This window comes from Burkholderia sp. MSMB1588, assembly GCF_001546925.1.
Taxonomy (GTDB): Bacteria; Pseudomonadota; Gammaproteobacteria; order Burkholderiales; family Burkholderiaceae; genus Burkholderia; species Burkholderia humptydooensis.
This window is the reverse complement of the sequence record NZ_LNJS01000001.1, coordinates 1,822,541-1,844,081: the sequence shown is the minus strand read 5'-3', so window position 1 is coordinate 1,844,081 and position 21,541 is coordinate 1,822,541. Positions and strand designations below refer to the sequence as shown.

The window sequence follows — 21,541 nt, the reverse complement described above, 5'->3', positions numbered from 1 at the left end:
TCATGGACAGCACCGCCATCCACAGGATTTGGCAAACCATGCAGGCGCAGGGCTTCGCCCATGTGGCGCAGATGGCGATGCGTTTCGTCGAGGTTCCGTTGTTTCTGCACTATTGGGGAGCGGCACGGTACGGGGAATGGCTGGTGTTGTTTGCGATACCGGCCTATTTTTCGATAGCCGATCTGGGTTTCAATAGTGTTGCAGCCCATGAAATGACCATGAAGACAGCACAAGGAAAGCGGGAGGAAGCCTTAACCATTTTTCAGTCGGTTTCTTTGATTGTCTTCGGGCTTTCTGCAATATTGCTGCTTTCCATTACCTTGTTATCGCACACGCTCTTATCGTGGATGCCGAGGGCCGATGAAGCCGTGGTTGGCATCGCACAAAGTGATGTCGTTTTCTATCTCGCGCTTTACGTTATTGCCCATATACAGATCGGCACCCTTCAAACGGGGTTCTATAGTCAAGGGATGTACGGTCGCGGCATTTTGTTGTTCTCGTCTCTACAGTTCGTGGAGTTTCTGTTCGCCGCGGTCACAGTGGCGCTTGGAGGTGGTTTGTTGCAGGTCAGCCAAGTCTATGCCGGCGCGGCATGTCTAGGTTATCTGGCATATTGGGGTATCACGGCGCATTACCTGCCTTGGCTTAGGTACGGTTTTTCCGGATTTCGATGGCGCACCGTCGTGCGGCTGGGCCGGCCGGCCGTCGCGGCATTGATGTTCCCTGTCGGTCAAGCCATGAATCATCAGGGGATGCGATTGGTTGTCGGCTTTGTCGCCGGACCAGGTGCCGTCACATTATTTGTGGCGAGCAGAATGCTTACCGCCATCGCGGTGAAGTTGCAAGACGCGGTGGGTCAAGCACTTGAACCCGAATATGCGCGAGCGCACGGTAAAAGCGACCGTGCAACTGTTCAGCAACTGCTACTTCATGGAATGCAGGCCACCACCTGGTTAAGCGTCGTCACACTTGGCGCTATGCTGGTTTGTGGTGAACGCCTTTTCCCGCATTGGACAGGGGGGCAAGTGGCTTTCAACAGGATCCTGGTCCTGGTGCTGGCGGCGTCCACGATCGTCAATGCGGTCTGGTCCAATGTAATGAAAATCGCGTACGCAGCAAATCGGCACACGAAAATTGCCGTGATATTTTTCCTGGGATATTCGGCAGCATGTATTGTGGCTCTGCCACTGACAACTGCGGCCGGACCTGTCGGCGCTGCGCTGGCACTTCTTATTGCGGAGGTCGGCATCGCTCTGTGCGTTGTGCCAATTGCCCTTCGAATGGCGGAGATCGGTTTAATGACTTGTATAGGAGCGATGGGCAAACCACCTATACACCAAGCCCTTGATCTCGTGCGCCGGAGCACCTTGCGGTTTGCAAAAAAGGGAGGGGAGCAGGATGTCTGATATGCATGCGCCCCGCATCGCTCAGCGGATCTTTGTTGTACCAAGGCGCTCGCACGCGAACCGCTTGATTGTTCGAATGATCATCGCGGTTTATTTACTACTGATCTTTGAGGGGGCGATCAGAAAATGGCTCTTGCCTACGATGGGGGATTTGCTCTATTTCGCCCGTGTCCCGTTGGTTTTTCTGATTTACGCGGTTGCGTTGGGTTCTGGAATGTGGCCGCGCTCCAACAAGTACTTGGCTTTTGGACTGTGGTTCGGTGGGTTGACTGCCTGCCTGGTCGTGCTGCAAATGGTACTCGGCGGCTATAGCGAGCGTCATTTGATCATCGCGGCGTACGGCTGGATCAACTATTTTTTCTTCATCCCGTTCGCATTCATCATAGGGGAACAGGTCAGAGGAACGGATCTTGCAAAAATCGCCCGCATAACCATCTGGTTATCGATAGCCGTCATGCCGCTGGTTATATTGCAATATTATTCGCCAGCGGAGTCGATTGTTGTCAGAGGTAGTGGTGAGCTGGAAACCCAGCAATACATAGGTTTGGGGTTTTCCGGAGACAGAATTCGTCCTATGGGTCTTTTTACATCCTCGCTCGGACAGCAAGCTTTTGTGGCAAGTGGCCTCGCTTTTGTGACAGGCGCTTGGTTTATGAGGAAATCCCAGCGCCGCGTTGCAGCCGCTACTCTAGTTGCAGCCGGCGTCGCAATTTTGATTATGATCGGATTTAGCGGGCAGCGAGGGCTTGTTATTCACGCAGCTATTGTGTTCATGTTTTCCGTAGTGGGCGGCACGGCACTAAGGCGCCGTCACGCGGGCTCTGGGCTGTTCATCGCAGCCGCAGCGCTAATATTTTCCTTTCTTTATCCAATACTTTTCCCGGACGTCTATTTCGAGTTTTCAGAGCGATGGATAGACGCTGCGTGGGTGGAAAACATAAGTTATGGTGGCGGAGGCATCCTGGGCCGAATGGTTTACCAGCTCGTTCATTTCTTGAGCATGTTTGACAAAGCACCGCCGCAAGGCTATCTGCTTGGAATCGGTGGGAATGCCACCGGATCTCTTACGTGGGTTCAATTGCCTGACGTGGCCAACCAGTGGTCCGGGCCGACAGGCTGGGCGGAAGACGGACTGGCTCGCCATATTGTGGAGCTCGGCTGGTTCTTCGGTCCGTTGTTCATCATGTATCGGTTTGCCTTGGCCTTTTGGTTGATGCGTCAGGCCGTCCGATTCACGAGAAAATCCGGCCAGGTCTTGCCACTCGCGCTCGTCGCCTTCATGTTGCCATTGCTTATTTTCATGCAAATCACCGGGCAGGGGACCCTTGTGGGTTATGCGTGGATTTTTGTTGGTTTCAGCATGGCAGCGAGCCGAAACGACAATTTTATGAATGAGAAAACACCGCTACGATCGCCCGTCATTACGTCAGCCTACACTCATGAAATACGTAAAACTTAATTTGGTGCGCGGCATAAGCGCGATATTGGTCGCGGCATCGCACTTACGGGCGGCAACTGTTATTGACTATGATTCGGGTGTTGCCGGATCGATATTGGCAAAGGTCTTTTATTTTGTAACTGGCCTGGGTCATCAGGCAGTGATGGTCTTTTTTGTCCTGAGCGGATTTTTCGTCGGCGGCGCAGTGCTCAGGGCGGGGCGCGATTTTTCTTGGGCAAATTATCTGGCTGCGCGTTTTGCGCGCCTTTGGGTTGTCCTCTTGCCATGCCTGCTTCTTACTTATGGCATTGACAGAGTGATCATGGTCGTCGCGCCGGAGGTGCTCTCCGGTGCGTTTGCCGAACAGTGGCACTCTGCGCCGCATGCCGGCAATTATGATTCCAGCTTGACCACCGCTATTGGCAACGTGTTCTTTGTGCAAACGATCATGGTGCCGACATTTGGAAGCAATGGCCCGCTATGGAGTCTTTCAAACGAGTTCTGGTATTACATACTATTTCCGTTCACGACAATTGCTTTCGGTGGAATCGGCAAATCACCATCAATGTCGCAGCGCATTATATGTGCCTTTTCAGCGTCGCTGGTGATCCTGTTCATTCCTATAGCCATGTTGCAGGGATATGTGGTCTGGCTTCTCGGGTTGGCAGTCCTCGCCGTTGAATGGACGGGAGGGCGCAGGATTGATCGATATTTCAATGCTCTATGGCCTATTGCAACGGCGTTTCTCTTGATTGCATTGATCTTGTCAAAAACGGGCCACAATCAACGCGCTAATTCTGGCGTGGATGATCTCTTGATTGGATTAGCATTTGCATCGTTGTGCGCGGTTTTGGTGTCGCGTGCTGACGCAAAGAGGACGCGAGCCTGGTTTGATAATCTCTCAAATACGCTGGCGGATTTCTCATTTTCGCTTTATCTTTCTCACTTTCCTTTGGTCATTTTGATTGGAGCGCTGTTCTATACCGAGGGGCGGATGAGGCTGAGCGCAATCAGCATCGCCATTTACTTTGGGTGGTTGGCATTTCTTTTAATATTTGGTTGGATAATCTGGTGGATTTTTGAAAGGCACACGGAGGCAGTTCGGCGTCGCTTTGAAGTGTTGTTTTCAATGGTTATGGCGAGAAATCGCGGAGCGGCATGAAAAGGATAGATATGAAAATCCTTCACATCAGCCCAACCTACTACCCCGCCACCTACTGGGGCGGGCCAATCTTTTCTGTCTATGCCTTGAATAACGCTTTGGCGCAGTTGCCCGGCGTGAGACTCAGGGTATTGACCACTGATGCCGCGGGGCCGAGTGTGTCCAGCCGATTGGACGGCGCAAAGCTCGCTGGCCTTTTTCCGAACCAAGAAGTGATGATGGCTCGGCGGCTCGCAGCAGGAAGCGTATCGTTCGAATTGCTGCGCAAACTCCCATCGCTTGTGCGCTGGGCGGACGTCGTGCATTTGACGGCGACGTACTCTTTTCCAACCATTCCTACGCTTATGTTCTGCCGGCTCATGAATAAGCCGGTCGTTTGGTCACATCGCGGAGCGATTCTTGATGCGTATCAATGGCCAGACGTGCCGCGTAAGCGGCTGAAACGACTTTGGGAGTTGCTCTGCAACGTCTTGATCCGGCAGGGGCGCGTAGTAGCCCATGTCACATCGGACGAGGAGGAAAACGCAGCGCGGGTCAGGATTCCAAACGCAGCACCGGTGCTGGTTCCCAATGCCGTCGAGGTTCCCGACGGCCTACCCGAAAGAGATTGGATGCCGGACAGTAAACTGCGCATCATGTACCTCGGTCGCATCGCACCGAAAAAGGGTATTGAAAATCTGCTTGAGGCCATGAGCCATTTAAAGGAGCAGGATATCGTTCTAACCATCTACGGAGCCGGTGATGCAGACTTTGTATCAAGCATGAAGGCGTGCGCATCGGATAAGGGCCTGGCCGGCGACAATGTTTTTTTTGCCGGCCACGTGGACGGCATCGAAAAGCAGCGTGCGTTTCTCTCCGCGGATGTCTGTGTGGTGCCATCCCATAGCGAAAACTTTTGCATGGTTGTGGCGGAAGCGTTGGCTCACGGATTGCCGGTCATTGCCAGCCGCGGTACTCCATGGAGCCAAATCGAAAGGCACAATTGCGGGCTTTGGGTGGAAAACAGTCCGGAATCGTTGGCGCAAGCGATAGATCGGATACGGACCATGAAATTGGAGAGAATGGGCCGGCAAGGGCGTACTTGGATGAAAGAGGCGTTCTCATGGCAGGCGGCCGCCACGCGGATGATGGCTGTCTATCAAGCCATCCAATAGTTAGCACGCGAGGGTATTTCACCTCCGAGCATTAATGTGGGTATCGGTGGCGCCAGCGTCGATATAAGGCCAAGAATGTCACATTCTCTTTTTACTGCGCCACCTCGAAGCAACAGGCTTGCCGACTTGACGGCCATTATTCTGACCTTCAATGAGGAGAAACACATCGAGCGCTGCATACGGAGCGCCAGCGAAGTCGCACGATGCATCTTTGTCATCGATTCATTTTCTGATGACAGGACGGTGGCCATTGCAGAATCATTTGGGGCGCGGGTGAGGCAGCACGAATTCGTCAACCATGCTGCTCAGCTCGATTGGGCATTGGACAACCTGCCTTTAAACACTGAATGGGTGATGAGGGTTGATGCAGACGAAGTGATCACCCCTACTCTTGCGGAACAGATACGGGCCAAACTTCCGCTGGCCGCCAAGAACGTCAATGGTTTTCTCGTTTGTCGATATCCCACATTTATGGGTACCATCATTCGCCACGGTGGATTTCCGCAATGGAGTCTGAGGCTTTGGAGGAAAGGCACTGCGGAGATTGAGCGGCGCTGGATGGATGAACACATGGTGCTCACGACGGGAGAATCCGAGCGCCTGCAAGGTGAATATATTGATGACAACTTGAATAACATCACATGGTGGACCAACAAGCACAACGGGTACGCGACTCGGGAAGCGATTGATCTGCTCAATCGAAAATATGAGTTCCTGCCTAAACTGGCCGATGCTGGAAAGCTTGCATCTCAGGCCCGATTAAAAAGATGGCTGAAAGACCATTTTTATCTACATCTGCCTCTTGGCCTGCGCGCGTTCCTGCTATTCTTTTATCGTATGAGCTTGCGCCTTGGTTTTCTCGATGGAATGGGAGGCGGTTTTGCGTTCCATTTCCTGCAAGGGTTCTGGTACCGATTTCTTGCGGATGTGAAAGTAAGGGAAGTGGAACGTCGCATGCATTCGGATAACGTAGACTGCGTTGAAGCAATCAAACGGGAGTTGGGAATTGATCCGATTTGCGCAACTGAAAACAACTGCAAATCGGCTTGATTGGTGTGCGACGCAGGGATCAAATGGATTGTGGCGTAATTGGAGGCAATTATTAAGGTGGGTGCTATGATTTTGCAAGATAATGACCCCTTTACCGGACCATCGTTTTCATATCGCCATCGTGTTCTCCGCCAGGCATGGAGTATCGTATACGTGACGCTATTTCGACCAAGCCCCCGCCCATTTCATGCTTGGCGTGCGTTACTGTTGCGCATGTTTGGCGCGAAGCTTGGGGCACATGTCCACATCTATCCAGGTGCGAGAATCTGGGCGCCTTGGAATCTGGAAATTGGGGATAAGGTGGGTGTTGCGGATCGAGTTAACATATACAACATGGATAAAATTCGCATCGGAAACCACTGCGTAATCTCTGATGGGGCGTACTTGTGTGGCGGTTCGCATCAATACAACATGGCAAATTTTCAACTCTGCGCCGAGCCCATTACGTTGGAGGATAACGTCTGGATCTGTGCGGAAGCTTTTGTGCATCTGGGAGTGCGAATATCCGAGGGAGTTGTCGTAGGAGCCCGTGCTGTTGTGACAAAAACGATTGACGAGCCCTGGTCTGTCTATGCTGGAACTCCATGTAAAAGAGTTGGTAAGAGGACCAGGATAACTCAATCGCAATGAATAAAATATTCAACACCCAACGCTCGGCTAGAAAGTTGTCGAATGGGAAAATGGCGCTGGATGTTGATGCTGGATGCGGTTTTTCCAAATTGATTGATCAAATTTGGATTTTATGCTGAAGCTATCGAGTTAGATTTCTCGTCAAGGAGAATATTCTGCGTGATGAATGGCTTTGAGTCGAAGGGCGCGGATTTCAACTTGGACTATGCTGATATTAATAATGAAAGATATGATGTGGCTCTCTTGTCGCAAGTCCTGGAGCATCTATCCATAGACTCTAGGCACATTGATGGCATTAAGGATTTAAATTTCGTCATCTTGAATGCGCATAAACGGAGATCGGGAAATGAAAATCGCGCTTCATGGCATCAATTTTTCTCCCGAACTCTCCGGAATCGGAAAATATACCTGCGAAATGGCCGAATGGCTCGCCAGGCGAGGACACGAGGTGCGCGTTGTAACTGCGCCGCCCTATTATCCGGCATGGCAGATCGGGCAGGGATATTCGGGACGTTCATATAGCCGGGAGGTCAAGGACCTTTCACCTACCCAAAGCAACGCCCTCAACGGGGAAGGGCGTCTTTGGGTCTACCGCTGCCCGGTGTGGGTTCCGCGCCATCCCAGCGGCCTGAAACGGCTGGTGCATCTGGCAAGTTTCGCCGCGAGCAGCCTGCCGGTGATGCTGGGGCAGGTTTTTTGGCGGCCCGATATCGTGTGGGTTGTGGAGCCTCCGTTTGTATGCGCGCCTCAAGCGTGGTTGCTCGCCCGTTTGTCGGGCGCCCAAGCGTGGCTCCACGTTCAGGACTTCGAGGTGGATGCCGCTTTCGAGTTCGGTTTGTTGCCTCGCGGCATATTGAGCCGCCTGGCGTATTGGGCGGAACGGGTGATCATCAAAGCTTTCGATCGGGTTTCCACGATTTCCGAGAATATGTCGGCGCGCCTCGCTGAGAAGGGCGTCATGCACGGGACATTGTTCCCCAACTGGGTGGATACCGAAGCAATTTATCCGCTGACCGGACCGAGTTCAATGCGGCACGAGCTAGCGATTCCGCGGCACGCGATCGTTGCCTTGTATTCCGGCAACATGGCGAGCAAGCAGGGGCTGGAGATATTGATTGATGCGGCGCGGTCGCTCATTGCACGCCCGGACGTCCGCTTTGTCTTGTGTGGTGACGGACCCGCCAAATCACGGCTGCAGGAATTGGCGTCCGGTCTGAGCAACATCACGTTTCTGCCGCTGCAACCCGTCGACAAACTGAATGCGTTGTTGAACCTCGCGGATATTCATTTGCTGCCCCAACGGGCGGATGCTGCCGACTTGGTCATGCCTTCCAAGCTGACTGGCATGCTGGCAAGCGGAAGGCCCGTGCTGGCAACCGCTGCGCATGGCACCCAGGTCGCTTCCGTTGTAGCGGGACGCGGGGTGGCCGTCGAGCCCGGTGATGCGCAGGCGCTCTCGGCTGCCATTGAGCAGCTTGCAACGAACCCTCAACTGCGTTCTGAACTTGGTGCCGCAGCCCGAGCGTATGCCGTGGCGCATTTGGGGCGGGAAGCGGTGCTCGGCAAGTTCGAGCAAGCACTGCTTTCCTTGGTAGAGGGTAAGCTGGCCAGTTCCCCAGGATAGCTTTCATGAGCTTTCGACGCCATCAATATGCATTCTTTCCGCTCCAGCCCTTAAATGCTGTCCACAGAATAATTCGCAAGTCCAACAGGAACGACCAGTTCCGGATGTAGAAGAGATCATGCTCGACACGCTTGGCCATTTTTTCCAGCGTGTCGGTTTCGCCTCGACATCCGTTGATCTGCGCCCAGCCGGTGATGCCGGGCTTGACGCGGTGGCGCAGCATGTAGAACTCGAGCTGCTCCTTATAGATGTCGTTATGTGCGATGGCGTGGGGGCGCGGGCCGACCACGCTCATGTCACCCCGGAGAACGTTGATGAACTGCGGCAGCTCATCCAGGCTGGTCCGGCGCAGGAAGGCGCCGACAGGCGTGACGCGGCTGTCGCCTCGGCATGCTTGTGTGACCGTGCCGCCGTCTTCGTGATGCATTTTCATGCTGCGGAATTTGTAGACATGGATGACCCTGCCGTCGAGCCCAAGCCGCTCCTGCTTGAAGAAGACCGGCCCTGGAGAGCTGCGCTTGATCAGAATCGCAATGGTAGCGAACAGCGGGGACAGCATAAGCAGCACGAGCGCGGCAAACAGGCGGTCGAAGATTTCCTTTACGATGCAGCGCATCCCCAGTGGCGGAGGGCGATTCAGATCGATTGCCGCCATTCCCATGAACTCGCCCAGCCTGTTGTTGAACAGTTGGAAGTCAAGCGCCGGTGGCACCCACTTGATGTCGATGAAGTCGTTGCGCAACGCGTGAGCGATGGCTTGCATTTGTTTTTTTGTCATCGAGGGCATCGCAAGCCATACTTCATCCACCTGACGGCTGTGGGCAAACGTTGCGATGTCTGCCAGGCTGGTGATGCGGCTAATGCCCTCCGGGATGGGCTCATCGCCTTCGGTATAAATGGCCTTGACGGTGAAGCCAAGCCACCGGTTTGCGGTGGCACGGCGATACATTTCCTGGCCTGTATCGCCGAAACCGGCGATGAGCACATCCTTGGCATTTCGGCCGCTGTGCCGGACAATGCTGAGTGCACCGTGAACCAGAACGCGCAACAGGATCAACCCTAGCAATGCGCTTACATGCCAATACATTGCCCACAGCCGAGACACGAATCCAGCCTTGTGTATCAGAAAACACAAAGAGATGCCGATAAGCCAGATCAGGCTCCATGCGCCGGCCAGGCGCAGCAGGAGCAAAAAATAGTTACGTCCGCGCCACGATGAGTAAAGGTGGAAGTTCGGCAGTACCACAAGTGCCACGGCACAACTGAAATAGAGAACGAAGTAGTAGATGGGGGGGATGGAGGCCGCGTCATCAACGAAGCGCAGCGCGATTGCAAGCTGCCCCGTCAGCCAGATCGTAGCGATATCCAGCAATCGCGTTGCAAGCGCCGTTCCATCAGCGTGGCGGATCAACATCTCTCGATATAATCCCACTTGACGCTCCCCCTGCGAAGAACTCCATGTCGGGCGAGATTGTCTTAAGCTGTTTTTTTTGCTGTATGCAACTTATCACGGCCGCGATTGACCGACATCCTCAAAATTGGCGAAATCTGCATATCGGTGCTGCCTGAATGAAATGGGTAAATATCATTGTCATCAGAATTAATTTAATGATGAACAGTGGGCGTATCAAACTCAAAAGCCCGAAAAACGCACGCCAAAGGACGCGTAGCCGTAGTATCGATTGAGCCGTCCAGCCGTAGCACCGTTGTAGAGGAAGGGGATGGTGCCGACAAAATTGTGCATGAAGGCTTGCCCGCGCACGAACAGCTCGACGTTCTTCACCACCTCGTACGTGAGCTCCAGGCCCAATGTATGGTTGGACTTGATCGGTGACACGCCATAGTTCGACAGACCGTTGTCGACATGGCTGCGGATCAGGTACTGGAACTGATAGCCCACCTGAGCGCCAAAGTGCTTGTACCGCCAGCGCCACGAACCGCCCAGGTTGAGGAAGCCGGCCGTGTAGTTGAGGTCCTGGTTGACATTGAGGCCGAACTGCGCCGCATCGACTGAGAAGGTTGCGTCCTGCAGGGTCGTATTGCCCGCCTGGCACGGTGCGCTCAGGGTGCCATTGGCGATATTGTCCGAACCGATATGGACGTTGAAGTTGCAGTTGCCTCGGCGCAACTGGGCGTTCAAGTCCCCAACCGAGACCCGGCTCAGGCCTACGCCGGCAAATACGGTCAGCGTGTTGTTGTCGTCCAATTGGCCAGAAAAAATCGCGTCGGCCTGCGCTTGTACATCCATGGGGCCGCTGACCCGGATTTGGTTGAAGGTGGTGCGCTGTACCTGCGTCGGCGAAGTTTTGCTGAGCGTGCCGGCGTAGTCGCCCCACAGCGAGAAGCGGAAGATCGCGCGGTCGCGTGCGCCGGGCTCCGCGAGCGGGTCGTAATTCAGCGCCAACTGCCAGCTATTGATGCTATTGGTGTCCTGGCCGTAATCGATATTGCGGCGCCAGTAGGTGACGGCACCAGACCAATACGGCGAGAACTTGTAGGCGATCATGATGCGCGCGCCCTTGTAGTCGCCGGCATTCTCGGGTGCCGGTCCCTGGCGCGTGCGCAGTTTGAAAATGTCGAGCGTGCTGTTGACCGCGTCGTAGCTGGCCTCGGCACGCAAACGGGTGAACTCGCCTGTGGTGGGCTCGGCGCGCAGAAATTCATCCTCGGGCGCAGCCTCGGCGCCGCCGGCCGCAACCATGCCGAGGATCGCCAATACCGTGGCAACGCGCTGGCGCGGACGAAACTTCGACATCGTGGACTCCGGGGCAGAGTGTGGTACAGAGAAACGGGCGCCCGTAACACGCTGTCGGACCAACCGTAGCGTGCAGGCGCCCGGCGGCGCCGCCGCGCGAGGCGGGGCGCGCGACTGAAACGACAAGATCGCTTAGGGATTGACCGTGATGGCCACTGTTACACCGTCGCCGCTCACCTGGTCGGTGCCTGTCGACACCGAAGTCGTCGCTGTTTCCGCAGCGTTGCTGCCTGAGCCGGTGCCGACCTTGACCGCCGTGCCGCTGGTGCCGCTGACCGAGAGGGTGGTGTTCACGGTGCTGGTCGCTTTCGGCGTGAGTGCGTCGATCTGGCCGGCCGTCAGGCCGCCCGCGCCCTGCAGCTTGTTGAGGAATATCACGATCGGCAGATCGAGTGAGCCGCCGCCTGCGGTGGAGAACAGGTTGTCAGCGATGGAGGTCGACAGCGAAGCGGATGCGTTGACCGCGCCGTTGATGCTGAACGCGTACTTGGTGCCGACCGGCACTATGGCAGCGATCAGCGAGCTGCCGTTGAATGTCAGCACAACCCTCTCGATGATCACGTTGACCGTATTGCCGTTGAACGTGTAGCTCATGCCTGCACGCACCTCCGACGCACCCGTGCCAAACGGCGAGCCTTGCTTGGTCAGCGCGACCTGGACGTCCGTCAAGCTGCCGCCGCTGACGGACAGGCTGGGGGAGAGCGGTACCGGCACGCCGTTGTTGAGCGTCACGTTGCCCAGTTGGATATAGTTGGTCAGCGTAACCAGGTTCACGACTTGGTTGAGCGTGGTGCTGTTGACGGCGCTGCCCAGGGCGTTCGCCGCGTTCGTGATAGTCTGCGCGGTGCCGGTCGCCACCGCGTTGCCCAACGTGGTCAAATTGGCTGTCAGACTGGCGTTGCCCAGCGCAACCGGCGTGATTGCCGAGACCAGCGTCGTGGTCAGGGTCGATTCGCTGCTGTCGAAGATGCCGTTGAGCGCACCGGATTTTTGCAGCGCCGCCACGGTCGACGCTGGATCAGTGCCAAGGTTGATGGTGCCGAGTCCGGTACTGACATTGGATGCCAGTTTGGTCACCGTGGGAGCGCCAAGCGCTGCCGCATTGATGGCCACATTGCCGATATTGCTCTGCAGGCTGGTCGGCAGGCTGGACTGCACATTGATCACCGCGGCCTGGATAGCGCTCGACACGGTCCCGGTGTTCAGGCTCACTACACCGCTGCCATTGTTGATCACGTTGGCCACGGCGTTGGCGGCCGCGGCGGTGGCGACATCTGTGCTCAGCGTACCACCGGCACTATTGGCCACGCCGATCAGGGTCTTGCTGATCTGATCGACCACTTGTTGAACCACCAATGCTGCCTTGAGCACTGCGCCGTCCTTCATTGGGTCCGTGTTGAGCAGATCCTTGCCGGGCAGTCCCAGCTTGAAAGCGAGCGAGGTGGCCTGGGCGGCGCCCACTTGTGCCACGAGCGTGCTCAGCGGTGTGACCATAGGCGTGACGCCGGCGATGTTGTCCTGCGCAGGTGCTTGTAGCACGCCGGTAAACGGCAGGTTGGTGCCGATATCGGTCCCCCCCGTGGCCGACAACGCGCTCCTGGCGCAATTTGCAGGGAAGGTGAAGTCGCCGGTTGTGCTGGTGGTGGTCGTTTGGTTGCCACAATCAAGGAAAGTAACCGTGGCACCTGAGAGATAAAAGTCAACCACCTTGCCCTGGATGGTGGCCGAGGGGGAGGATCCACCACCGCCGCAGGCGGCAAGCAGGATTGCTGCCGAGGCCATGACTGCAAACGATAGCAGTTTGGGAAAGCTCGTGTGCATTACGCGCTCCTGAAAACGGTTTGATGACTTGCTTGCTTACGGCAAGGCCGCTTCCTCGCTGGAGGCAAGGCGCCAATCAGCAGGCGCTGGTGGGATAAGTTCAAAAAAAAATTAAAGGGCATTGTCGTGAATTAGGCAACCCCTTCCAAGGCGATAATGAAAAGTACCCATCTGGATTTCGTCACTATCATTAGTTTCGATGATGAATATCGTTGGAAAATGTGATAAGCGCCATAAGAAAATGCAGAATCATGACGGCTGCGCTTGTCAGTCTATATGCTGATACAGCCCGCGTTCGGCGCATTGTCGGATCGGATTGGCAGGCGGCGCTCGATGATGCTGTTCGGTTTGTCGCCGGGATTGCGGCTTGGAACCCCAACCCGGCCGACCTTCTGTTCAGAGGCCGATGAATTGAGCTCGTGAATGCGGTATCGGCCCGATACGACATCGTCCTTATCGATGCCGCTGCGGTGCCGCCAGTGTCGGGCGCCGGCATCATGGCCCCTGTTGCAGGTGCTCCCCGACGGGCGATCTGCGTGGCAATGCCGGCGGCATGCAGCGGCCTGCGATATTTATCGTGGTCGTAGCCGCGATCGTCGAGCGGCTTGCGTCCCGGGGATCGCGTCCGGCGCGGCTTGGGTGGCGGCAACAACGGTTGGATAAGCGACCACCATTCGTCATCGAGTATCGCTTTTGCCATGACCTCCTCGTCAGCGAAACAACGAAGAATCAGGCGCAGGAGTGAAGGTTGAATGCTCTGCCAGAGATGACAAAACTCCATACCAGCCAGACAGATGAAAGATTCAGAGTACTAACCGGATACGATACGAAGGAGAGGGAACGGGAGTCGATATGAGGACCGCGCTGATTACCGGGATAACAGGACAGGATGGTGCTTATCTCGCGGAGTTCCTGTTGAAGAAAGGGTACTTCGTGACTCGTTCGGGCCGTGCCGCAAAAGGAAACCACGCTCACGCGTGCACTGGCGCGAATCAAGCTCGGTCTGCAGGACTGTCTCTGTCTCGGCAACCGGGGACAGGCGCGCGACTTCGTCGACGCCGCAGCGAGAGAACTTGACATGCCGATCAGTTGGCGGGGAAAGGGGGCGAGGCGCGCGGCCATGACGAGCGCGGAAAGGTTGTCGCGGCGGTGGACTCACGCTATTTCCGACCGACTGAAGTGCCTTCGCTGCTGGGCGATGCAGGAAAGGTTCGCGAAAGGCTGGGCTGGACGCCGCGCACAAGTTTTATCGATCTCGTCACGGAGATGGCTCGAGAGAATCTGCGCTGTGCCGAGCGCGACGCGCTCGTCCGAGAACACGGCTATCTATCGCGTGTTCGAATGCCATAAGTGACTGACTGAAAGAGGAGGGTGCCAATGTCTGGAACAGTGGATAAACATGCCCCTATCTATGTCGCGGGCCATCGGGGCATGGTCGGCTCGGCGATCGTGCGGCGTCTTGATGCGGGCGGCTACGACAATATCGTCACGCGCGATCGGAAATCGCTCGATCTCACGGATCAGCAGGCGGTTCGGAAATTCTTCCGTGAACAACGACCTGCCTATGTCTTTCTGGCGGCGGCGAAGGTCGGCGGCATCTATGCAAACAACACGTATCCCGGCGACTTCATTCGCGAGAATCTGGTGATCCAGTGCAATGTAATCGACGCCGCGATGGCGGCCTCGGTCGACAGGCTGCTGTTCCTCGGCTCGTCTTGCATTTATCCGCGCGATTGCCCGCAGCCTATCCGCGAGGAGTACCTGCTCACCGGCACGCTCGAGAAAACGAACGAGCCCTATGCCGTCGCGAAGATTGCGGGGGTCAAACTTTGCGAAGCGTTCAATCGTCAGTACGGCACGCATTACCTGTGCGTCATGCCGACCAATCTGTACGGTCCCAACGACAACTACGACCTGCAGACGAGCCATGTCCTGCCGGGGTTGCTGCGCAAAACGCATGAGGCAAAGCTGCGTGGCGATTCGCATCTGGTGGTGTGGGGCACCGGCAAGGCCAGGCGCGAGTTTCTCTATGTGGACGATATGGCGGACGCCTGTGTGTTTCTGATGGAAAACGGCATCGAAGAAGGTCTTTTCAACATCGGCATGGGGGAGGACGTGACGATTCGTGAGCTTGCCGAAAAGGTCATGGACGCGGTTGGGTTTCGAGGCGAGATCGTCTGCGATCCGACCCAGCCTGACGGCACGCCGCGCAAGCTGTTGTCGGTCGAACGCCTGCGCGCGCTCGGGTGGCTGCCGAAGACACCGCTGGCGGAGGGCATCCGAAAAACCTATGCGAGTTTTCTGGCCGAGAGCGGTCGATGAGAGCCGCGCAATCGCGGTCGATGCCCGTCCGCAACCCAATGGAAGATGGCGACATTCGCAAATGAACTGGCTCATCACCGGCGGGTGCGGATTCATCGGCACCGCGCTGATCCGAAGGCTGCTGGACGAGGGGGGCCACGCCGTGCGAGTGCTGGACAACCTCAGCACAGGCACGCGCGCCGATCTTGCCCGCGTCGCCGCGTACGAAGAGCTCGTGCACTACGAGGTCCGTTCGGCACCGCGCGGCGTCGAGCTTATCGTGGGCGATATCGTCGACGCGCAACTGGCGGTCGATGTCGCCACAGGCTGCGACATCATTGTCCATCTGGCCGCCAATACAGGCGTTGTGCCGTCACTGCAGAATCCGCGCGCGGACCTTGGTGCCAACGTGATCGGCACGTTCAACTATCTGGAGGCAGCTCGCCGCCACGGCATCAGGCGGTTCGTGTTCGCATCGAGCGGCGCTTCGACAGGCGAGGTCGAACCGCCGATCCACGAGGAAATCGCGCCACGTCCGGCGTCACCCTATGGTGCGAGCAAGCTCGCGGGAGAGGCGTATGCGTCGGCCTACAAGCACGCGTTCGGCATCGACACTGTCATGCTCCGTTTCGGCAACGTCTATGGACCGGGATCTGCGCGCAAGTCCAGCGTCATCGCGAAGTTCATTCGCGCAGCGCTTGTGCAGATGCCCCTTGAGATACATGGTGACGGCTCGCAGACCCGTGACTTCATCTATATCGACGATCTCGTCGATGCCGTGATGCTGGCGTCGATCGTATCGGACATAGGCGGGGAGGTATTCCAGATCGCAAGCGGCGCCGAAACCACGATCGACGAGTTGGCCGTTCGTCTCGCGAGGGCGCTGGAACGCGCGGGTATCCGCAATCTCAGGGTGACACGCACCGACGCGTATGCGCAGGGTGTGAGACGACGTTTCTCCGACACCACGAAGGCGCGCGTGCTTCTTGGATGGCGGCCGAAAGTGACGCTCGAGGAAGGTCTGCAAGAGACGGTCCTTTACTTTCTCGATAACGTGAGGGCTTCGCCATGAATCCGCTGATTCATGGCCATTCGATCCTGGTGACGGGCGCGTGCGGCGCCGTCGGCTCCGAACTGATCGGCAGTTGCTTTCCCAATTCGTCGGACGGCCTTCGTGAACCGAGGCCGCGCGCGCTGCGGGATCAGAGCAGACACCGGGCAGCGGCCGCAATAGCGGAACTTTCCGGCCCGAAGACCCCGATGTGCTTCCATACGTAGTCGCCAATCGGCGCATTGCCGGGCGTATTCTGCCTGTTGCAGCGGGTCATCGAGCGGCATGCGGCACGGGCGAATGGCCGAATCGGGGGCACGCGGCCGGCGCAGGCCGCCCGAATCGCCCGAATCGTTTGCGATCGGGGCGACCGATATCTGTCCACCGGCGTGTTCCCCGAGTAGCGCGATGTCAGCGAGCTGACGTGCGATGCGAGGCTGATCTTCGAATCGCCCAGACATTGCTTCACGACCGACTCTCTTCGGATAATGTCCGGGTTGAACAGACAGCCGTGCTGGCTGACGAAAATGTAATCCCTGCGCAAAAGGGCAAGGGGTCAAGTGCGCAGCCGGCATCTGGCGTGCGCGGAAACTTGCCGCGGATCATTCATTCATGAAAGTGCTCGTTATCGAAGACGACGCGGCCATTGCGGCGAACGTCTATGACTATCTGGAAAGCCGCGGCTTTCACGTGGACGTTGCGAGAAGCGGCCCCGCGGGCCTGCAGTTCGCGCTCGCCGACGCCTGGGATGCGATCCTGCTGGATATTTCGCTGCCCGGCATGGACGGCCTGACGTTGTGCCGAAAACTCCGCGAGGAAGCGCATCGCGACACGCCGGTCCTGATGTTGACCGCCCGGGATGCGCTCGATGACAAGCTGAGCGGATTCGAGCACGGCGCGGACGACTATCTGGTCAAGCCGTTCTCGCTCAAGGAGGTCGCCGCGCGTCTCGATGCGCTGATCAAGCGGTATCGCGGCCGCGTCGCCGTACCGGAGCTGCGCTTCGCCGACGTGCGGCTCGATCTGGGCACGCTCGCCGTCGAGCGCGCGGGGCGTCCAATCAAGCTCCAGCCCAAATGCCTGCATCTGTTGCGCATCCTGATGCTGTCTCCGGCGCGCGTATTCACTCGCGCGGAACTGGAAACCGAAGTCTGGGGCGACGAACTGCCGGGCAGCGATACGCTGCGCGCGCATATCTACATGTTGCGCAAGGCATTGACCCGACCGGGCGAAGCGGAACTCATCGAGACGGTCCACGGACTCGGCTACCGGCTCGTGGCGGGCGACACCGATGCGGCGTAGCCTGCGCGTCAAGGTTGCGCTCGTTTTCTCGGCGCTCGCGATCGTTCTGCTGCTTGCCCAGGCGCTCGGCGTCAGGGTGCTCGCCGAAGCTCAGGAAGAAAAGCTGATCGCCGCCCTGATCCAGGACGACATGGCCAACGTGTTGCGCAGCTACGAAGCGAACCCGTCCCTGCTGCCGCCGTTCGACGAGCGCCTGCGCGGCTATGTTTCAACCCCGGACACGCCGCCGATCGCATTGCCCGCCGCGGTTGGCGGCCTGCCTGCCGGAACCCATGAAATCGTCGTCGGCGAACGGGAGATCCATGTCGCGATCGCCCCGTTCGGCGCGGCACGCCTCTACCGCGTCTACAATTTCAGCGGCTACGAAAAGCACTTCAAGCAGGTGATCAACGCGCTGATGGCCGGCACGGGGGTGTTCGCGCTGCTGACAGTCTGGCTCTCGTTCGGGGTGTCGGGCCTGCTGGTGCGTCAGGTGGCCGGCCTTGCGAGGCAGGTCAAGGCGCTCGAACACGAGCGTGCGGCGTCGATCGACCCCGGCCGGTATGACGAAGCCGAGCTCGTCGGGTTGGTCGACGCATTCAATGACTACCACCGGCGCATGGCGGACATGATCGAGCGGGAGAAGGCGTTCACAGGCAACGTCAGCCATGAATTGCGCACGCCGCTTACCACGATCAAGACCAGTTGCGAGCTGCTCGAGCAGGATTCCGCGATCACGGGCAAGTCGCGCGCGCGGCTGCTTCAGATCGATCGCGCGGCGGACGGCATGCGCGAACGGGTCGATGCGCTCCTGATGCTCGCGCGTGAGGATTCGGTGCGAGGCATCGAGCAGCTCGGACTCGCGCGCATGATCGAAACGGCGCTCACGCCGTTTGCGGAGCGGCTGGCCGACAAAGGTGTCGAAACACGGGTCGACGTGCCACGCGGCATCCATGTCAAGGCCAATCGCTCGGCTCTCGCAATCGTGCTCTCGAACCTGGTCGACAACGCCGCGCGCCACACCGATCGAGGGCACGTACGCTTCTCCTACGCGGGAGGGTGGTTGCGCATCGAAGACACCGGCTCCGGTATAGAAGCGTCGGCGCTGCCCCATCTGTTCGAGCGTTTCTACCGGGCGGAGCGCCACGATGCAGGCGGACGCGGCTTCGGTATCGGTCTCGCGATCGTGAAGAAGATCTGCGACCGTTACGGCTGGCAGATCGAACTCGAGAGCGAACCGGGACGCGGCACGCGCGTCTCGCTATATCTGCCTGCCGACATTCCTGGCGAAGCGGGGCGCGACGCCCATCCGGCACCTTCTTGACGAAAATTTCACAACCGGTTGCGTAGCATCCGGGGCTGGAGCCGCCCGAGCGGGCAGCAGCGAGACCCAAGGATGCCGCCATGCGCCGAGCGATACTGATTGCGTTTGCCCTGCTGGCGGGCTGCGCGACGTACCACGCACAGCCGATCGCGCCGGTCCGGATGACGCGGCAGTTCGAGGAGCGGTCGCTCGTGAGCGACGGGCTGCGCACGTACCTCGTTCGCGAACTCGGACATGACGTGCATCCGTGGCCGCCGGTGCGCTGGAATCGCGAGAGGCTCACGCTCGCGGCCTGGTATTACAGTCCGGCGCTGGATATCGCGCGAGCCCAGTGGGGAACGGCCCGCGCCGGCATCCAGGTCGCCGACGCGATGCCGAACCCGGTTCTGCAACTGCCGTTCCAGTATGCGACGCCCAACCCCGGACCGGGCGCTCCCTTCGTATGGGGCCCGGCCCTCGACATTCCGATCGAGACCGCGGGCAAGCGCGGCTACCGTGTCGACCAGGCTTCCCACCTGTCGGAAGCGGCGCGCCTTGCGATCGGCAATGAAGCATGGAAGGTACGCGCGCAGGTTCGCGACGCCCTGCTTGCGCTGTATGCGGCGCGCGAGCGCGGCGTGTTCCTGTCCCGCAAGGCCGACGCTGCGCAGCAGATCGCGCGGATGGTCAAGAAGCGCCGCGCAGTCGGGGAAAACTCGGGGCCGGATGTCGATGCGGCGGTACTCGCGGCGACGCAGGCGCAGGCCGCTCTGGCCGCAGCCGAGAGCGCCCGGCAGGACGCACGGGCGCAACTGGCGGCGGCGATCGGCGTACCGGTGGCCGCGCTCGACGGCATCCAGCTCGATCTCGACGGCTTTGCCGCCGCGCCACCTGCGCCTCCGGCCGCCGATGCGCGACGCGACGCCATCTTCCACCGCGCCGACCTGCTTGCGTCGCTGGCCGAGTACGCCGCGGCGGAGTCGGCGCTTCAGCTTGAAGTGGCGAAGCAGTATCCCGACCTTCACCTCGGCCCCGGCTACACGTACGACACGGGCACACACAAGATCGCGTTCGGGCTCGCCGGCATCACGCTGCCGATTTTCGATCAGAACCAGGGCGGCATCGCGCAGGCCGAGGCGAAGCGCAAGGAGGCCGCCGCGCGCGCGGCGGCCTTGCAGGACTCGATCCTCGGCGATCTGGATCGCGCGCTCATGCGTTACCGGGCCAGTCTCGATGCCGTGCGGCTTTCGGCGCGCAGCCTCGCCGCCGCGCGCCGGCAGCTCGACAGTCAGGCCGCCGGGTTTGCCGAGGGCAACGCGGACCGGTTGACCTTCACGCAGGCGAACGCCGACTACCAGGCGAACGAAATCGCGCATCTGGACGCCGTCGTCGCTGCCCGGCAGGCGGGCGGCGCGCTCGAGGATGCGATGCAACGGCCCCTGGCCCCCGACCCCGAGGCGGCGGGGAACGCATCTCTGACCGAACAGGAACCACGGCGATGAAATACCGGTTGCTCCTCTTTTTCGCCGTCACGATCGCGCTCACGGCGGGCGCGGTCTGGTACATCTACCAGACGCTTTACCCGAACCCCTCGGCATCGCCAGCGATTGCACCGACGGCGTCTCAACCGGCGGTACAGACCGTCAATGGCGAAACCGTGGTCGTGCTCGGCGCCGACGCGCAGCGCGCGAGCCACATCGAGGCCGCGCCGCTCGCCTTCGCGACCGGGCCGTCGGCCAGCACCGCGTGGGCAACGGTCGTCGACCTGCAGCCGCTCTTCGACTTGCGCAACCGCCTGTCCGCCGCGCGGGCGGACCTCGATACCCTCACGGCGCAGGCAGGCAATTCACATGCGCAGTACGAGCGCAGCCGCGTCCTGTTCGAGGACGACCGCAACGTTTCGCAAAAGAGTCTGCAGGATGCGCGAGCCGTCATGCAGGCCGACCAGGCGAAACTGAAGTCGGCGGCGGCCGCGGTCGGCGGGCTGGAGGCGACGCTGCGCCAGCAGTTTGGCGAGGCGCTCGCCAACGCGTCGATGGCGGGCGCGTCCGACCTGTTCCCGCGCCTGCTGGCGGGCCGCATGGTCGTGCTGCGTGTCACGCTGCCCGCGGAGTTCGGGGACACTGCGCCCGCGCGCATCCTTGTCGACGCCGCGAACGGCCAGCCGATATCGGCAAGGAGGCTCTCGGCTTCCCCGCTCGCCGATCCATCCGTGCAGGGAACGCCCTGGTTCTACGCAGCGGACCGCGCGCTGCCCGTGGGCACCCGGACCAGCGTGAACGTGCCGTCGCCGGGTTCCGCCGCGCGCTCGCTCGTCATTCCGGGCAAGGCCGTCATCTGGTACGGCGGACAAACGTGGGTCTATGTGCAAACCGCGCCCGATCGCTTCACGCGGCGCTACGTGGCGGCAGGCAACGAGAGCGATCAGGGCTTCGTCGTGACTTCGGGCTTTCACGCCGGAGACCGCGTCGTCACGCAGGGCGCCCAGTTGCTGCTCTCCGAGGAACTGAAGCCCCAGGGCATCGCAACCGCCTGCAAGGACCCGCCCGAGTGCGACGACTGACG

18 protein-coding genes and 1 pseudogene are annotated in these 21,541 nt (G+C 58.9%); 15 read left to right on the top strand and 4 right to left on the bottom strand.

What is annotated here, in order from left to right:
- Nucleotides 1-2 precede the first annotated feature (2 nt).
- From WS92_RS20145 to WS92_RS20125, 6 genes are all read left to right on the top strand, one after another.
- Entirely contained in the window at nucleotides 3-1,406 is a 1,404-nt protein-coding gene (locus WS92_RS20145; protein ID WP_059934397.1) for a lipopolysaccharide biosynthesis protein, read from the top strand.
- Nucleotides 1,399-2,865: a hypothetical protein gene (locus tag WS92_RS20140; RefSeq protein WP_059934396.1), complete on the top strand. Its 1,467-nt coding sequence runs from the start codon at nucleotides 1,399-1,401 to the stop codon at nucleotides 2,863-2,865. The genes WS92_RS20145 and WS92_RS20140 overlap by 8 nt, the downstream gene beginning before the upstream one ends.
- Entirely contained in the window at nucleotides 2,846-4,006 is a 1,161-nt protein-coding gene (locus WS92_RS20135) for an acyltransferase family protein (RefSeq protein WP_059934395.1), read from the top strand. Before WS92_RS20140 ends, WS92_RS20135 begins: the two co-directional genes overlap by 20 nt.
- 11 nt (nucleotides 4,007-4,017) lie before the next feature.
- Nucleotides 4,018-5,160 carry a glycosyltransferase gene (locus WS92_RS20130; RefSeq protein ID WP_059934420.1) on the top strand — a complete coding sequence of 381 codons (1,143 nt, stop codon included), beginning with the start codon at nucleotides 4,018-4,020 and terminating at the stop codon, nucleotides 5,158-5,160.
- Between the two features lie 75 nt (nucleotides 5,161-5,235).
- Entirely contained in the window at nucleotides 5,236-6,210 is a 975-nt protein-coding gene (locus WS92_RS32790; protein WP_082744003.1) for a glycosyltransferase family 2 protein, read from the top strand.
- Nucleotides 6,211-7,186: 976 nt separating this feature from the next.
- On the top strand, nucleotides 7,187-8,464 hold the full coding sequence (locus WS92_RS20125) for a glycosyltransferase WbuB (RefSeq protein ID WP_059934394.1): 1,278 nt from the start codon (nucleotides 7,187-7,189) through the stop codon (nucleotides 8,462-8,464).
- A gap of 22 nt (nucleotides 8,465-8,486) precedes the next feature.
- Here the strand turns inward: WS92_RS20125 and WS92_RS20120 are convergent, their stop codons facing one another.
- The 4 genes and pseudogenes from WS92_RS20120 to WS92_RS35015 form a co-directional block, all read right to left on the bottom strand.
- Entirely contained in the window at nucleotides 8,487-9,878 is a 1,392-nt protein-coding gene (locus WS92_RS20120) for an undecaprenyl-phosphate glucose phosphotransferase (protein WP_059934393.1), read from the bottom strand.
- Between the two features lie 219 nt (nucleotides 9,879-10,097).
- Nucleotides 10,098-11,219 carry a hypothetical protein gene (locus tag WS92_RS20115; protein ID WP_015600479.1) on the bottom strand — a complete coding sequence of 374 codons (1,122 nt, stop codon included), beginning with the start codon at nucleotides 11,217-11,219 and terminating at the stop codon, nucleotides 10,098-10,100.
- Nucleotides 11,220-11,351: 132 nt separating this feature from the next.
- A complete protein-coding gene (locus WS92_RS20110; protein ID WP_059934392.1) occupies nucleotides 11,352-13,040 on the bottom strand; it encodes a hypothetical protein in 1,689 nt (562 codons plus the stop codon).
- Nucleotides 13,041-13,629: 589 nt separating this feature from the next.
- Nucleotides 13,630-13,740 (bottom strand): annotated as a pseudogene (locus WS92_RS35015) (IS5/IS1182 family transposase); the annotation flags it as partial.
- Between the two features lie 152 nt (nucleotides 13,741-13,892).
- Here WS92_RS35015 and WS92_RS37010 point away from each other — a divergent pair.
- From WS92_RS37010 to WS92_RS20080, 9 genes are all read left to right on the top strand, one after another.
- The gene (locus WS92_RS37010; RefSeq protein WP_258006899.1) at nucleotides 13,893-14,117 is read left to right on the top strand and encodes a GDP-mannose 4,6-dehydratase; all 225 of its coding nucleotides are present in this window, start codon (nucleotides 13,893-13,895) and stop codon (nucleotides 14,115-14,117) included.
- Nucleotides 14,118-14,189: 72 nt separating this feature from the next.
- Complete coding sequence (locus tag WS92_RS37240) at nucleotides 14,190-14,390, top strand: GDP-mannose 4,6-dehydratase (protein WP_331457931.1); 201 nt, start codon at nucleotides 14,190-14,192, stop codon at nucleotides 14,388-14,390.
- 27 nt (nucleotides 14,391-14,417) lie between these two features.
- The gene (locus WS92_RS20105; protein WP_082744031.1) at nucleotides 14,418-15,362 is read left to right on the top strand and encodes a GDP-L-fucose synthase family protein; all 945 of its coding nucleotides are present in this window, start codon (nucleotides 14,418-14,420) and stop codon (nucleotides 15,360-15,362) included.
- Between the two features lie 61 nt (nucleotides 15,363-15,423).
- Nucleotides 15,424-16,413, top strand: coding sequence for an NAD-dependent epimerase/dehydratase family protein (locus WS92_RS20100; protein ID WP_059934391.1), 990 nt, complete (start codon nucleotides 15,424-15,426; stop codon nucleotides 16,411-16,413).
- Nucleotides 16,410-16,619, top strand: a complete 210-nt coding sequence (locus WS92_RS35005) for a hypothetical protein (protein WP_141668068.1) — start codon at nucleotides 16,410-16,412, stop codon at nucleotides 16,617-16,619. Before WS92_RS20100 ends, WS92_RS35005 begins: the two co-directional genes overlap by 4 nt.
- Nucleotides 16,620-17,004: 385 nt before the next feature.
- Nucleotides 17,005-17,694: a response regulator transcription factor gene (locus WS92_RS20095; RefSeq protein WP_059934390.1), complete on the top strand. Its 690-nt coding sequence runs from the start codon at nucleotides 17,005-17,007 to the stop codon at nucleotides 17,692-17,694.
- Nucleotides 17,684-18,997 (top strand): sensor histidine kinase, encoded by a 1,314-nt coding sequence (locus WS92_RS20090; protein ID WP_059934389.1) that lies wholly within the window; start codon nucleotides 17,684-17,686, stop codon nucleotides 18,995-18,997. Before WS92_RS20095 ends, WS92_RS20090 begins: the two co-directional genes overlap by 11 nt.
- Nucleotides 18,998-19,077: 80 nt before the next feature.
- Complete coding sequence (locus tag WS92_RS20085; RefSeq protein ID WP_059934388.1) at nucleotides 19,078-20,478, top strand: TolC family protein; 1,401 nt, start codon at nucleotides 19,078-19,080, stop codon at nucleotides 20,476-20,478.
- Entirely contained in the window at nucleotides 20,475-21,539 is a 1,065-nt protein-coding gene (locus tag WS92_RS20080) for an efflux RND transporter periplasmic adaptor subunit (RefSeq protein ID WP_059934387.1), read from the top strand. Before WS92_RS20085 ends, WS92_RS20080 begins: the two co-directional genes overlap by 4 nt.
- Nucleotides 21,540-21,541 lie beyond the last annotated feature (2 nt).

Excerpts from the sequence above, each read along its gene's own strand:
- WS92_RS35005 (WP_141668068.1), top strand. The coding sequence starts at position 16,410 with ATGAATCCGCTGATTCATGGCCATTCGATCCTGGTGACGGGCGCGTGC.
- WS92_RS20140 (WP_059934396.1), top strand. The coding sequence starts at position 1,399 with ATGTCTGATATGCATGCGCCCCGCATCGCTCAGCGGATCTTTGTTGTA.
- WS92_RS20110 (WP_059934392.1), bottom strand. The coding sequence starts at position 13,040 with ATGCACACGAGCTTTCCCAAACTGCTATCGTTTGCAGTCATGGCCTCG.
- WS92_RS32790 (WP_082744003.1), top strand. The coding sequence starts at position 5,236 with ATGTCACATTCTCTTTTTACTGCGCCACCTCGAAGCAACAGGCTTGCC.
- WS92_RS20095 (WP_059934390.1), top strand. The coding sequence starts at position 17,005 with ATGAAAGTGCTCGTTATCGAAGACGACGCGGCCATTGCGGCGAACGTC.
- WS92_RS37010 (WP_258006899.1), top strand. The coding sequence starts at position 13,893 with ATGAGGACCGCGCTGATTACCGGGATAACAGGACAGGATGGTGCTTAT.
- WS92_RS20085 (WP_059934388.1), top strand. The coding sequence starts at position 19,078 with ATGCGCCGAGCGATACTGATTGCGTTTGCCCTGCTGGCGGGCTGCGCG.
- WS92_RS20125 (WP_059934394.1), top strand. The coding sequence starts at position 7,187 with ATGAAAATCGCGCTTCATGGCATCAATTTTTCTCCCGAACTCTCCGGA.
- WS92_RS20135 (WP_059934395.1), top strand. The coding sequence starts at position 2,846 with ATGAAATACGTAAAACTTAATTTGGTGCGCGGCATAAGCGCGATATTG.
- WS92_RS20100 (WP_059934391.1), top strand. The coding sequence starts at position 15,424 with ATGAACTGGCTCATCACCGGCGGGTGCGGATTCATCGGCACCGCGCTG.
- WS92_RS20115 (WP_015600479.1), bottom strand. The coding sequence starts at position 11,219 with ATGTCGAAGTTTCGTCCGCGCCAGCGCGTTGCCACGGTATTGGCGATC.
- WS92_RS20145 (WP_059934397.1), top strand. The coding sequence starts at position 3 with ATGGACAGCACCGCCATCCACAGGATTTGGCAAACCATGCAGGCGCAG.
- WS92_RS20080 (WP_059934387.1), top strand. The coding sequence starts at position 20,475 with ATGAAATACCGGTTGCTCCTCTTTTTCGCCGTCACGATCGCGCTCACG.
- WS92_RS20105 (WP_082744031.1), top strand. The coding sequence starts at position 14,418 with ATGTCTGGAACAGTGGATAAACATGCCCCTATCTATGTCGCGGGCCAT.
- WS92_RS20130 (WP_059934420.1), top strand. The coding sequence starts at position 4,018 with ATGAAAATCCTTCACATCAGCCCAACCTACTACCCCGCCACCTACTGG.
- WS92_RS20090 (WP_059934389.1), top strand. The coding sequence starts at position 17,684 with ATGCGGCGTAGCCTGCGCGTCAAGGTTGCGCTCGTTTTCTCGGCGCTC.
- WS92_RS20120 (WP_059934393.1), bottom strand. The coding sequence starts at position 9,878 with ATGTTGATCCGCCACGCTGATGGAACGGCGCTTGCAACGCGATTGCTG.